The 13,353-nt window shown below is 40.7% G+C and carries 13 protein-coding genes and 2 tRNA genes; 12 read left to right on the top strand and 3 right to left on the bottom strand.

Annotated features, from left to right (window positions below):
* The coding region (locus HZC45_09110) for a hypothetical protein (protein MBI5683297.1) at positions 1-689 on the bottom strand (689 nt) is incomplete at its 3' end.
* 180 nt (positions 690-869) lie between these two features.
* On the opposite strand from HZC45_09110, the gene HZC45_09105 reads away from it, so the two are divergent.
* The 12 genes from HZC45_09105 to surE all read left to right on the top strand — a co-directional run bounded on the left by HZC45_09105 (position 870) and on the right by surE (position 11,337).
* A tRNA-Leu gene (locus tag HZC45_09105) sits at positions 870-956 on the top strand.
* Between the two features lie 185 nt (positions 957-1,141).
* Positions 1,142-2,728 (top strand): DEAD/DEAH box helicase, encoded by a 1,587-nt coding sequence (locus HZC45_09100; protein MBI5683296.1) that lies wholly within the window; start codon positions 1,142-1,144, stop codon positions 2,726-2,728.
* Positions 2,729-2,980: 252 nt separating this feature from the next.
* Positions 2,981-4,774, top strand: a complete 1,794-nt coding sequence (thrS, locus tag HZC45_09095; GenBank protein ID MBI5683295.1) for a threonine--tRNA ligase — start codon at positions 2,981-2,983, stop codon at positions 4,772-4,774.
* Between the two features lie 65 nt (positions 4,775-4,839).
* Positions 4,840-5,340 (top strand): translation initiation factor IF-3, encoded by a 501-nt coding sequence (locus HZC45_09090; protein MBI5683294.1) that lies wholly within the window; start codon positions 4,840-4,842, stop codon positions 5,338-5,340.
* A gap of 74 nt (positions 5,341-5,414) precedes the next feature.
* Complete coding sequence (gene rpmI, locus HZC45_09085) at positions 5,415-5,612, top strand: 50S ribosomal protein L35 (protein MBI5683293.1); 198 nt, start codon at positions 5,415-5,417, stop codon at positions 5,610-5,612.
* 104 nt (positions 5,613-5,716) lie between these two features.
* Complete coding sequence (rplT, locus tag HZC45_09080; GenBank protein ID MBI5683292.1) at positions 5,717-6,076, top strand: 50S ribosomal protein L20; 360 nt, start codon at positions 5,717-5,719, stop codon at positions 6,074-6,076.
* On the top strand, positions 6,073-7,089 hold the full coding sequence (gene pheS / locus HZC45_09075; protein ID MBI5683291.1) for a phenylalanine--tRNA ligase subunit alpha: 1,017 nt from the start codon (positions 6,073-6,075) through the stop codon (positions 7,087-7,089). The genes rplT and pheS overlap by 4 nt, the downstream gene beginning before the upstream one ends.
* A gap of 89 nt (positions 7,090-7,178) precedes the next feature.
* A complete protein-coding gene (locus tag HZC45_09070) occupies positions 7,179-9,614 on the top strand; it encodes a phenylalanine--tRNA ligase subunit beta (GenBank protein ID MBI5683290.1) in 2,436 nt (811 codons plus the stop codon).
* A 30-nt stretch (positions 9,615-9,644) separates the two neighbouring features.
* Positions 9,645-9,920, top strand: coding sequence for an integration host factor subunit alpha (locus HZC45_09065; protein ID MBI5683289.1), 276 nt, complete (start codon positions 9,645-9,647; stop codon positions 9,918-9,920).
* 14 nt (positions 9,921-9,934) lie between these two features.
* Positions 9,935-10,300: a MerR family transcriptional regulator gene (locus tag HZC45_09060; protein ID MBI5683288.1), complete on the top strand. Its 366-nt coding sequence runs from the start codon at positions 9,935-9,937 to the stop codon at positions 10,298-10,300.
* Positions 10,301-10,351: 51 nt separating this feature from the next.
* Positions 10,352-10,428: transfer RNA gene (locus HZC45_09055), tRNA-Pro, on the top strand.
* A gap of 150 nt (positions 10,429-10,578) precedes the next feature.
* A complete protein-coding gene (surE, locus tag HZC45_09050; GenBank protein MBI5683287.1) occupies positions 10,579-11,337 on the top strand; it encodes a 5'/3'-nucleotidase SurE in 759 nt (252 codons plus the stop codon).
* A gap of 76 nt (positions 11,338-11,413) precedes the next feature.
* Here surE and HZC45_09045 read toward each other — a convergent pair whose 3' ends face one another.
* A complete protein-coding gene (locus HZC45_09045) occupies positions 11,414-11,806 on the bottom strand; it encodes a hypothetical protein (protein ID MBI5683286.1) in 393 nt (130 codons plus the stop codon).
* A gap of 144 nt (positions 11,807-11,950) precedes the next feature.
* Positions 11,951-13,353 (bottom strand): sigma-54-dependent Fis family transcriptional regulator (locus HZC45_09040; protein MBI5683285.1); only part of this gene is annotated, 1,403 nt, incomplete at its 5' end.

The following is a 13,353-nucleotide window of genomic DNA, read 5'->3' as shown; positions in this document are numbered from 1 at the left end:
TTTGCCTCACCGCTCATATGGTCTATTAGAGCGGCAAGGAAATAGTTGACAATATTTGTAGCCATCTCCAGGTCGTAATATTCTGCTGAGACAGTTATAGTGTTATCCTTTATATTAGTATTCACCTTAACAATTCCATTTAACATCCGCAGTCCATCCCATACCGTTGGGCTGCCATTATCTTGGGATTTAGGATTTGAGACTTGAGACCTTGGTTTAATGTTTGATGATGCCTTTTGCAATAATGATAAGGGATTTAAACCATAACTGCTATTTCCATCTTTGTTCCACTGCTTTTTTTCTTTATTCCAACTTTCATAAAACAAGATTGGCAAGAGTTCATATCTTTCAATAACCTTTTCCCTTAATATATTTGATTTCATAAGATTTACTATTTCTGCTGCAGATGACGAACCAGGGATGGCTATTCCCGGTATGCCGCCAAATTGTGCAAGGAGAGATAAACCGCCGCCCCCTGAGCCTTTGTCGCCTATTGGTGTAATAACTGCATTAGACTGGTATATCTCTGGCAAGCGTAAAGAATACCCTGCTGTGAAAAGCACGGTTAAAAATGTCAGCAGGATTATCAAAACCTTCCGCTTCCATATAACCATCAAGTAATCCAACAGATTGATTTCATCCTCATAAAATCTGTCAGTTTGCACTTTTTCTTCTGGTCTATTATCCAATTTTTGAAAACCTCTCTGCTTTGTTTACACTTTATATAATATATAAAATCTTATATGGCAACTAAAAAGTTATTTAAACAGGACAAAATATTCTGCTGGCATATCCAGAGTGGACATGATATACATTGACTTTAAGAGTTTGCAAGAGAGAGGGGTGATTGGTTAGATTGTTGCTTCCATGCCCGAGTGGCGGAACTGGTAGACGCACAGGACTTAAAATCCTGAGGTTGCAAGGCCGTGCCGGTTCGATTCCGGCCTCGGGCACCACTGTTGATAATGGTGATAAAGTTCTTTACTGGCAGCCATCTTGCCTCGCAATATTCAAAATATCTCAAAGACCTCGCAAAAGTCATTACCACTGCTATTGTTCTTTATGAGATTTACCCCGTGCCACAATCTGCGTAATCGTATTTTAGAAATCTGTGTCCTCAATTTCTTTCATAGGAGAAAAAATGGAAAAGAATAAAGATTTAAAATCTAAAACATTTATTGATTTTGGTTTAAGCAAAGAGGTGCTTCAGGCAGTTGCAGGCAGGGGTTTTGAAGAGCCGACGCCCATACAGGAAAGGACAATCCCTGTAATTATGCAGGGCAAAGACATAATCGGTCAGGCGCAGACAGGGACGGGCAAGACAGCGGCATTCGGCATACCGATTATTGAAAAGGTTGACCCGAGGAAATTTTCTGTTCAGGCGATTATCCTGACGCCCACAAGGGAACTTGCCATACAGGTTGCAGAGGAGATGAACAAAATCGGAAAGTTCAGCAGGGTGTTTGCCCTTCCAATCTACGGCGGCTCTTCAATAGAAAGGCAAATCAAGGTTTTAAGAAAAGGCATTCATATAGCGGTTGGGACGCCGGGCAGGGTTATAGACCATATAGAAAGGGGCACGTTAAAACTCAATGAGGTGCGGATTGTTGTGCTTGATGAGGCTGACGAGATGCTTGATATGGGCTTTGTGGACGACATAACAACCATATTGAATCATACGCCAAAACAGAGGCAGACATTATTATTTTCAGCAACAATGCCTGATGAGATAATCAGGATTTCAAAGCGGTATATGGTATCCCCTGAAAAAATCGGGATAAGCGCGAATATACTTACAGAGCCCAAAATCGACCAGATTTTCTATGAGGTAAGGCAGTCTGAAAAAATGGACGCACTCTCAAGGCTCATAGATGCAGAAGACTCTGATTTATTTCTGGTCTTCTGTCATACCAAAAGAGAGGTTGATGATGTTGCTGCAAACCTCAAAAACAGGGGATATGAGGCAGAGGCTATACATGGAGATTTCAGCCAATCACAGAGGGAATCTGTTATGAGAAAGTTTAAGAGCGGTATGATAGATGTCCTTGTTGCAACAGATGTTGCTGCGAGGGGGCTTGACATAAGCAATATCTCTCATGTTGTGAATTACAGCATACCCCAGAACCCTGAGGCATATATCCACAGAATCGGAAGGACAGGCAGGGCAGGCAAAAGCGGGGTTGCCATAACATTCGTAACGCCTAGAGAAGACAGACAACTACGGCTTATACAGTCTCTTGCAAAGACAAAAATCAAAAGGGGGAAATTGCCGAGTGTTCAGGATGTGCTTGAGGCAAGGGTTGGAACATTAAAGGAAAGGGTGCAGGAGTTTATTGATGACAAAAGGTTTGATACATATCTTGAACTAGCAAATAGACTCACAGAAGGCATCCAGCCTATTGAGGCCGCAGCAGCGCTTTTAAAATTTCAATTAGAGGGGTTTGACGTTTCCGAACAAGCAGGTCAGGAGGAAACAGGCGGCGAGCCTGGCATGGTCAGGCTTTTTATGAATGTGGGCAAGCAGCAGAGAATCAAGGCAGGCGATATTGTAAAATCAATTGCTGAAAAAACCGGCATATCAGGAAAGTCTATCGGAAATATAAGCATATTTGACAAGTTTACATTCGTTGAGGTGCCGAAGGAGAATGCAGAAAAGGTAATAGAGGTCATGCACCAGGGCATGATATCAGGGAAAAAGGTTGCGGTGGCAAAGGCAAGACCAAAGTAAGACAGGGGATCAGAGAAAAAAGGCGACTTGTTGCCCCATTTTATGAAATGCGGAAAACAAATAAATATTGACAATAATTTATAAGATTTGATAAGTCTTACGCCCACATAGAAATTGCATTGATATGGTAAGGTATCAGCCCTGAAAAAAACAGGGGTTAGAGATTAGGGTTTAGGGATTAGTAAAAAACTAACCACTAACTGCTAATCCCTGCATTTAAAGAGGTTGATACCTTTTGTTATTTTTGGAACTATGCCTAATTTCATAAAAATAATCTTTCCTGACGGTAAGGAAAAGGAATACGCTCTCAACTCAAAAGAAGGGCTTGAGATTTACAGGCACTCCACATCCCATATAATGGCAGGGGCTGTAAGAGAACTTTTTAAAGATGTGAAGATTACAATAGGTCCAGCGATTGAGGATGGCTTTTATTATGACTTTGATACCCCGCACACCTTTACCCCCTCTGACCTTGAGAATATAGAAAAAAAGATGGCTGAAATTATCAAAAGAGATGCGCCATTTTTAAGAGAGGAGATGAGTAGGATTGATGCCGTGAAGTTTTTTGAAGATAGTGGCGAGATATACAAGGTGGAACTTATAAAAGAAATCCCTGATGAAAAGGTAACCATATATAAGCACGATGGTTTTGTTGACCTTTGCAGGGGACCGCATGTGCCGTCCACAGGGTGTATAAAGGCATTTAAACTCTTAAATATTGCAGGTGCATACTGGAGGGGTGATGAAAAAAACAAGATGCTCCAGAGGATTTACGGAACTGCATTTCCAACAAAAAAGGAACTTGATGAATATTTAAACAAACTTGAAGAGGCAAAGAAAAGGGACCACAGGAAACTCGGAAAGGAACTTGACCTTTTCAGCATAAGTGACGATGTTGGAGCAGGGCTTGTATGCTGGCACCCAAAAGGGGCAGTTATAAGGGGTATTATAGAGGACTTCTGGAAAAGGGAGCATTACAGTCACGGTTACCAGATTGTCTATACCCCTCACATAGCAAAGGTTGATTTATGGAAGACAAGCGGGCACTGGGATTTTTATAAGGAAAACCTCTATTCACCTATGGATGTGGAGGGACAGGATTTTATTGTAAAGCCTATGAACTGTCCCTTCCATATACAGATATACAACAGCCATTTAAGGAGTTACAGGGACTTTCCGATAAGATATGCTGAACTTGGCACTGTTTACAGGTTTGAAAGGTCTGGGGTCTTGCATGGACTCCTGAGGGTAAGGGGATTTACACAGGACGATGCCCACATCTTTTGCAGGCACGACCAGTTGGAAGAGGAGATTGGTAATGTCCTGAATTTTACAATATATATCCTTAAATCATTCGGCTTTAATGAATTTGATGTATATCTTTCAACAAGACCTGAAAAATATGTGGGAAGCCTTGATAACTGGCAGCAGGCTGAAAATGCCTTAAAGACCGCTCTTGTTAATTCAGGTCTTGAATTTACAGTTGATGCAGGTGAGGGTGTGTTCTACGGACCAAAGATAGATATAAAGATTAAAGATACTATCGGCAGGGCATGGCAGTGTTCAACAATTCAGGTTGACTTTAACCTGCCAGACAGGTTTAATGTAACATACAGGGGAGGCGACGATAAAGAACATCAGCCCATTATGCTCCACAGGGCTTTAATGGGTTCCCTTGAAAGATTCTTCGGCTGTCTAATTGAACATTATGCAGGCGACTTCCCATTATGGCTTGCACCTGTGCAGGTAATTGTGTTATCAATTACAGACAAAAGTATTGACTATACAAAAGATGTATGTGAAAAATTAAAACTTGCGGGCATAAGGACTGATATTGATTTAAGAAACGAAAAACTTGGATTAAAGATAAGAGAGGCAGAACTTAAAAAGGTGCCGTTTATGCTTGTAGTGGGTGATAAGGAGGCTGAAAACAATACTGTGGCACCCAGGACAAGGATAAGGGAAATAGGCACTATGCCTGTTATGGGTATTGAGGAGTTTATAGGTCTTGTTGAGAAGGAAAGTAAATTAGGAATTAAAAATTAAGAATTAAGAATTAAATTCGTAATTCATAATTATCAAAAACAGGGGGTGATATTTTTATAAAGAACATAAGAATTAATTTTGGGATAAGGGCTCAGAAGGTAAGGGTTATTGATTCAGAAGGAAGGATGACAGGGATACTTCCTATCAGAGAGGCGGTTGCAGCGGCTGAACAGAGCGGACTTGACTTAGTAGAGGTATCACCGAATGCAGACCCGCCTGTTTGCCGCATAATGGATTACGGCAAATACAAGTATCAGATGAGCAAGAAGGCTCACGAGGCAAAGAAAAAACAAACTGTAATCCATTTAAAAGAAATCAAGATGACTCCAAAGACTGACAGCCATGATTTTGATTTTAAGATAAAACATATAAAGAGATTTCTTGAAGATGGAGATAAGGCAAAGGTTAATATTGTGTTTAAAGGCAGAGAGATAACCCACACAGAACTTGGGAGAGAGATGCTTGGGAGGGTTGCAGCAGAAATAAAAGATATAGGGATTATTGAACAACAGCCACGGTTGGAAGGCAAAAGCATGACAATGATAATTGCACCGGCAGCAAAATAAATTACGAATTAAAAATTAGAAATTAGGAATTAAATTCATAATTCATAATTCATAATTATAAAAGGGGAGAATTTATGCCAAAGATTAAAACAAACAGGCGGGCGGCAAAGCGATTCAAACTAATAGCAACAGGAAAGATAAAGAGAAAAAAGGCTTTTTTGAGGCACATCCTTACCTCAAAGGCATCAGGCAATAAAAGGAGTTTAAGAAAGGCTGGTTATGTGGATGATGCAAATGCTAAACAGATAAAGAGGCTTTTGCCGTATAGTTAAAAAAGTTAAGGAGTAACTACAAAGGCAGTTGTGGAGTTTTGGAGAAAAAACTCTTAAACTCTTAACTCTTCAACTCTAAAACTAAATTAGAAGGAGGTTTCAACATGCCGAGGGTTAAAAGAGGCGTAAATGCAAAAAAGAACAGAAAAAAGGTTCTGTCTCTTGCAAAAGGCAAGAGAGGGGCAAAGGGCAGATGTTACAGGCTTGCTACAGAGGCAGTTGACAGGGCGCTTGCCTATGCCTATAGGGACAGAAAGGTAAAGAAAAGAGATTTCAGAAATCTCTGGATAGCGAGGATTAATGCAGCAGCAAGATTGAATGACATCTCTTACAGTCAGTTTATGAATGGACTAAAAAAGGCAAACATTGGACTGGATAGAAAGGTCCTTGCAGGTATTGCTGTTGATGACCCAAAGGGTTTTGCCCAGATTGCAACAATTGCAAAGACAAATCTTGCTGCATGAGAGAAAGGCTTAAAAAACTTGAAGATGAAGCGCTGAAGGATATTGAGTTAGCAGCGGATAAAGAGAATCTCCTCAGTATAAAGACAAGATATTTAGGTAGAAAAGGGAAGGTAGTATTATTTATTAAAGAGATAAGTAATCTTCCTTTAGATGAACGTCCTGCCATTGGTAACCTTGCAAACAGTGTCAAGAGTAAGATTGAAGAGAAGATAAACCTGCTTCTTGATGCAGTTCTTAAACAGAAAAAACTTACAAAACTTCTGCAGGAAGGGATAGATGTCTCCCTTCCTGGAAGACACCTGCCTGTTGGACATATCCACCCTGTTACAAGGGTAACTGAAGAAATCAAAGAGGTTTTCGCAGACATGGGTTTTTTAATTGCTGAAGGTCCTGAGATTGAAACAGATTACTATAACTTTGAGGCGCTGAACATACCGAAAGACCATCCTGCGCGAGATATGCAGGACACCTTTTATATTGGTGATGACCTCCTCCTAAGAACACATACATCCCCTGTCCAGATAAGGGTAATGGAAAAACAAAGACCGCCTTTAAAGGTCATTGCACCAGGTACAGTTTACCGCAGAGATTCTGATATAACCCACACGCCTATGTTCCATCAGGTTGAAGGGTTTATGGTTGATGAAGGTATTACATTTGGAGACCTGAAGGGCGTGCTTACTGTATTCCTCCATAAAATATTCAATGAAGATGCTGCTATTAGATTTAGACCTAGTTTCTTCCCGTTCACAGAACCAAGCGCAGAGGTTGACATACAATGCGTAATGTGTAAAGGCAATGGATGCAGGGTATGCAAGATGAGCGGTTGGCTTGAGATACTTGGCGCAGGAATGATACACCCTGAGGTATTTAAGGCAGTTAACTATGACTATGAAAAATACAGCGGTTTTGCATTTGGTCTCGGCATTGAGAGAATCGCGATGTTAAAGTTCGGCATAGATGATATAAGGCTCTTTTTTGAAAATGATGTGAGGTTTTTGAGGCAGTTTTAGTTCAGTGTCAGTTTACAGTGTTAGTGTCAGTAAAAAACAAAAACATTAAAACTGATACTGACACTAATCACTGACACTAATCACTGACTATGAAAATATCTTACAACTGGCTAAAAGAATATGTTGATATAACGGTCTTGCCGCATGAACTTGCCGATAAACTCACAATGGCTGGGCTGGAGGTTGAGTCAATTGCTGAACTTGGCAAGGATATAAAGGGTGTTGTTGTCGCTGAAATATTATCCAAAGAAAAACACCCGAATGCTGACAGGCTGTCGTTTTGCAAGGTTAAGACAGACAAAGGCATCCATGAAATAGTCTGCGGCGCTAATAATATGAAAGCAGGGGATTTTGTTGCCCTTGCATTACCGGGTGCAGCGCTGCCAAAAGGCATTAAAATAGAAAAGACAAAAATCAGGGGTGTTGCATCTGAAGGCATGCTCTGTTCAGAAGTAGAACTTGGGTTTAAAGATACATCAGATGGCATAATGCTTCTGCAAAAAGATTTAACACTTGGCGAAGATATAACCAAGGCGCTTGGCATAAAGGATTTTATCCTTGATGTGAATGTAACACCAAACAGGCCTGACTGCCTGAGCATTATCGGTATAGCAAGGGAGGCGGCAGCGGCGCTAAATAAGCAGTTGCGAGTTGCGAGCCTGCCCCTGCAAGCAGTAAGCAGGGGTTGCGAGTTGAGAGAGATAGATAAACCGATAAAAGACCTTGTAAGTGTTGAAATAGACGAACCGGACCTTTGCCATAGATATACAGCAAGGGTAATAGAAGATGTTACAGTCAAGGAGTCGCCCGACTGGTTAAAAAAGAGGTTGATAAACCTTGGCATAAGACCAATAAATAATATCGTTGATATAACAAATTATGTGATGCTTGAGCATGGACAGCCTCTTCACGCATTTGATTACGATAAAATTTCAGATAAAAAAATAGTTGTAAGGAAATCAAAAAAAAGCGAGGAGATTACAACCCTTGACGGCGTCAAAAGAATTCTTGATGAAGGGGTTTTGGTGATTGCTGATGCAAAGACACCGGTTGCTATTGCAGGCATAATAGGCGGTGAAGAAACAGGTGTTACCATTGATACAAAAGATGTACTCCTTGAAAGCGCATATTTTACGCCGCTAAATATCCGCAAGACATCAAAGACCATTGAACTAAAGACAGAATCATCCTACAGGTTTGAAAGGGGTCTTGATATACAATGTGTTGCAAAGGCGCTTGATAGGGCAGCAGAACTTATAGCAGATATTGCAAAAGGAAAAGCAGCAAGAGGATTTATTGATGAATATCCTGCGCCTAGTAAATCACATTCAATAGCCCTACATTATGCAAGGGTAAACAGGATACTTGGAACTTCTCTGAATAACAAAGAGATTGAGGATTATCTTGCGAGATTAGGTTTTTCTTTTAATGTATCTGAAAAGATTGAAGGTGCAGTTGCGGTTGTAGTGCCTTCCTTCAGGGTTGACATCTCAATGGAAATAGACCTGATTGAAGAGATTGCCCGATTAAACGGCTATGAAAATATATCAACAACAATTCCTGCATCGCAGTTATTATCAGCAGTAAAGACAAATAAGACTGTTGTTACAAAGGGGGTTAGGGACTTTTTGTCCAGCATTGGTTTTTGTGAGGTCATAAACTATAGTTTTATTTCACCCTTGCTTGCAGCAGATATAAGCGGAGAATCCGAGGTTAAAGATAACTTAAGGCTGTTAAACCCTCTTTCTGAGGAATGGTCTGTTATGAGGAAGACCCTTGTTTGTGGGTTACTCTCAAATCTCAGATACAATCTGAATCATGGAAATGATAATTTAAGGCTCTTTGAAATAGGATGCGGATTTATTCCAAAGGGCAGTGTCTATAATGAAAAGAACCTTGCTGCAGGACTTATCTCAGGACTCAGGATGTCAGAGAAAAGCATAATGTGGGATAAGGAAGATGCAGATTTTTTTGACATAAAAGGGGTTATAGAATCCCTTTTCAGCAGTATCAGTATTCAGGGTGTTAAATTTACTACAGGTAATAATATATCTTTTCTCCACCCCGGCAAGTCATGCGCCATTTCTGTAAATGGAGCAGATGTTGGCATAATGGGGGAGATACATCCTGATATTTTAGAAAGACTTGATTTAAAACAATCAGCATATATCTTTGAAATTGATATTGATAGTATAACAAACATATCAGGAAGACCTTCTGCATTCAGGGAGATTCCACGTTATCCATCTGTTGTGAGGGATGCAGCCTTTATTATTGACAGGGCAGTCCTCTTTGCTGAACTGGTAAATGCAATAGAAATATTAAATATTAAACTTATTGAAGACACAGGTGTGTTTGATGTATATTATGGAGAGTCTATCCCTCCTGATAAAAAAAGCATTGCCATACGTTTGACATATAGGTCAGATGTAAAGACACTAACAGATGAAGATGTAAATATGGTGCATAATAATGTTGTAAATGAGATTGTAAGAAGATTTAATGCAGAAATACGAGGCATATGAAAAATTTAATTATTTCATGGAGGGTAGGTTATGACAAAAGCCGATATTGTTGAAAATATCTATGAAAGGGTTGGTTTTTTAAAGAGAGATGTAAGCGAGGTTGTGGAACTCGTGTTTGAGACAATAAAGGAGGCCCTTGCAAAAGGTGAGGAGGTTAAAATTTCAGGTTTCGCCACCTTTACTGTCAGGCAGAAAAGAGACAGGAGGGGAAGAAATCCCCAGACAGGTAAGGATATGACAATTACAGCAAGGAAGGTTCTGTCGTTTAAGCCAAGCCACATAACAAAAGATAAGATGAATCCATAATGAGAAGGTAAGATATGGATGTCCAGATTCCCGCCAAACTGTACTTCAGGATAGGAGAAGTAAGCAAGATAACAAAGGTGCAGCCTTATGTCCTCCGGTACTGGGAAGCAGAGTTTAACATAGTAAAGCCGCATAAGTCTGTCTCAAACCAACGGGTGTATACCCGCCGTGATGTAGAGCTGATACTTGAGATAAAAAGGCTTTTGTATAAAGAGAGATATACCCTTGATGGCGCGAAGAGAAAGGTCAGGGAGATAGTGAAAGAGATGAAGAACAGACAGATGGCGCTGGAACTTGCTAGTAAGGATGAGAAAAGATATTTCAAGACTATTGAGGCAGTGAAAAGGGAATTGATGGCTATAAAGGAGATGCTGGGCTAGATTAAAAGGTTGAACGAAAAATATATTAGTTAGCCCTATAGCCTGTTATTTCGGGGCGTAGCGCAGCCTGGTAGCGCACCAGCATGGGGTGCTGGGTGTCGGAGGTTCAAATCCTCTCGCCCCGACCAAATAAAGACAGGAGCAGTAAGCAGTGAACAGTAAGCAGGAGACAAAACAACAGCAAAAGAGGATTTGAAGCCAGTCGAACGCAGAACCTTTCAAGTCGTGATTATAAGCCCTTATGCAAAGGGCTTTATAATTTTTTAGAGGTATAATAATTGGAGAAAACAATACTTGTATCAAATGATGACGGTGTGCATTCAGAAGGCATCTTGAGTCTTGCAAAGGCTTTAAAAAAATTAGGTGATGTCTTTATTGTAGCACCTGATAGGGAAAGGAGTGCTGCAAGTCATTCATTGACACTGCATAGACCTCTGAGGGTTACACAGATTTCAAAGAATGTCCACGCAGTGGACGGTACTCCCACAGACTGCATAAATCTTGCTGTCAATGGTATACTGGGCGGCATCCTGCCTAAGAGACCGGATATTGTTGTATCAGGGATAAATAAAGGCGGCAATCTCGGTGATGATGTTACATATTCAGGCACTGTATCCGCTGCAATGGAAGGGACCCTTATGGGTATCCCATCAATTGCCATGTCCATGGCAGCAAGAGATGACTTTAATTTTACACAGGCATCAAGGTTTGCCGTGCGACTCGTAAGGCTCGTGCTTAAAAATGGGCTTCCCAAAGACACACTATTGAATGTTAATATACCTGATATAAGGGATAGAGAGATAAAGACATACAGGATAACCAAACTCGGTAAAAGGGTTTACGGCGATGCAATTGTTGAAAAGACTGACCCCAGAGGAAAGAAATATTATTGGATTGGCGGAGATAATATGAAGTGGACTGGCGGTAAGGATACAGACTTTGAGGCAATTGCCAATGGATATATATCAATAACCCCAATCCATCTGGATATGACAAATTATTCTGCATTCAAAGAGATACATGGTTGGAAGATATAAAAACGGATAATTTTTCAAAATAAAAAGGTGCTGCCCTTTTAAGCGGCAGCACCTTTAAATCTTGAAGTGAGGAAAATTACTTCTTCATTTCTTTCTTCCCCATCTTTTTTTCCATTGCCTTCGCTATACCCGTGCAAACCATCTTGCCATCCTTTTCCACATGTTTGCATGTCACATTGTCGCCAACCTTTATCCCTTCCATCATCTTCATATCAGGGACAGCGACAGTAACATCACCTTTAGCACCTTTTACTGTAACTGTCATTGCCTTTGCATCAACCGCTGTTACTTCGCCTGTTGTCTGCGTAACCTTTTCAGGAGCCTTCTTTTCTTCTTTTGCCGGTTCTGCTGACTTTGCTGCTTCTGCCTTCTTTGCAGGTTCTGCTGCCTTCTTCTCTGCTGCCAATGTTGTAGTAGCAAATGCAAAACCAACCATAAGGGCTACCATGATTACAAATATCTTTTTCATTTCAGTTTTCACCTCCTTTCAGATTAAATTTTTGTTACCTTTAAAGTGCAATAAATATGCCAATAAAACTCATAAATAAAAATTAACAATATATCAAGATGTTATGGCTTCACAATAGAGAATGCCCGCCAAATAATCAGTTTTCTATGCACCATTTGGTATATTGCTTATACTTTTTGGTGTATTTGCTGCCTCTTTTCTTATGCCAGACTTCTCAAGCCTGTATTGAAGTGTCCTGTATGACATGCCGAGAAGGTTTGCAGCCTTTGCAATAACCCAGTTTGATTTTATCATAGCCTTTAAAAGCACCTCTTTCTCAAACTCCTCAAGCGACATGCCTTCATCCGGTATTTCAAAGTCTATCTTCCCTATCTGGTATGGTCTGTTTTTTATCTCCATAGGCAGGGCGTCTGCATCCAGTATCTTTCCAGCTGTTAAGAGGACAGCCCTCTCGATAATAGATTCCAGTTGGCTGACATTCCCTGGCCAGTTGTAGTTCATAATGAGGTTCAGGGCATCATCAGATATATCCTTTATTTCCTTGCCGGATGCCATACTGTACCTCTCAATAAAATACCCTGCCAGTTCAGGTATGTCTTCCTTCCTCTCACGCAGGGGAGGCAGGCATATTGCAATAACATTCAATCTATAAAAAAGGTCTTCCCTGAATCTGTTCTTTTTAATCTCTTCCTCAAGGTTTTTATTTGTGGCAGCAACTATCCTGACATCTGACTTTATATTCTCTTTACCCCCCAGCCGTCTTATCTCCCGTTCCTGTATGGTTCTAAGGAGTTTTGCCTGCAATGCCGTGCCCATATCTCCAATCTCATCCAGAAATAGTGTGCCTCCGTCCGCATATTCAAACAGTCCTATCTTTCTTGCAAATGCGCCTGTAAATGCCCCTTTCTCATATCCGAAGAGCTCACTTTCAAGAAGGTTCTCCGGTATAGCGGCGCAGTTTATTGCCATAAAAGGCTTATCCCTTCGCTGTGAATTATGGTATATCCCCTTTGCAATAAGTTCCTTGCCTGTCCCGCTCTCTCCGTATATAAGGACAGTGGAATTGCTTGCAGAGACCTTTTCCGCTATCCTGATACATTCTCTCATCTTATTGTTTGTGCCTATAATAATATTATCCAGTTTAAACCTTTCCCTTAACTCTGCCTTAAGCGAGATATTCTCTTTCAGGAGGTTTGCCTTATCAACAGCGTTTTTTACAACAATCAGAAGTTCATCCCTGTCCAAAGGCTTTGTGAGGTAATCAAAGGCGCCGTGTTTCATAGCGCCAACAGCAGAACTTATTGTGCCGTGGGCAGTCATAATAACTATACTTACCCATTGAGACGCTTTAAGTATCTCTTTCATAAGTTGAATGCCGTCCATGCCCGGCATCTTTAAGTCTGTAAGGATGCAGTCAAAGGAACTCCTCTGAACTATCCTCAAAGCATCTCTGCCGCTGCCTGCTGCTGTTACATCATAACCCTCATCTTCAAGGATGGTTTTAAGTATCTCCCTCTGCCCCTTTTCATCATCCACTACAAGCGCCG

Source organism: Deltaproteobacteria bacterium (genome assembly GCA_016223005.1).
GTDB lineage: Bacteria > Desulfobacterota > GWC2-55-46 > UBA9637 > GWC2-42-11 > JACRPW01.
The sequence above is the reverse complement of the archived record's forward strand: the minus strand, read 5'-3'. Positions and strand labels throughout refer to the sequence as shown.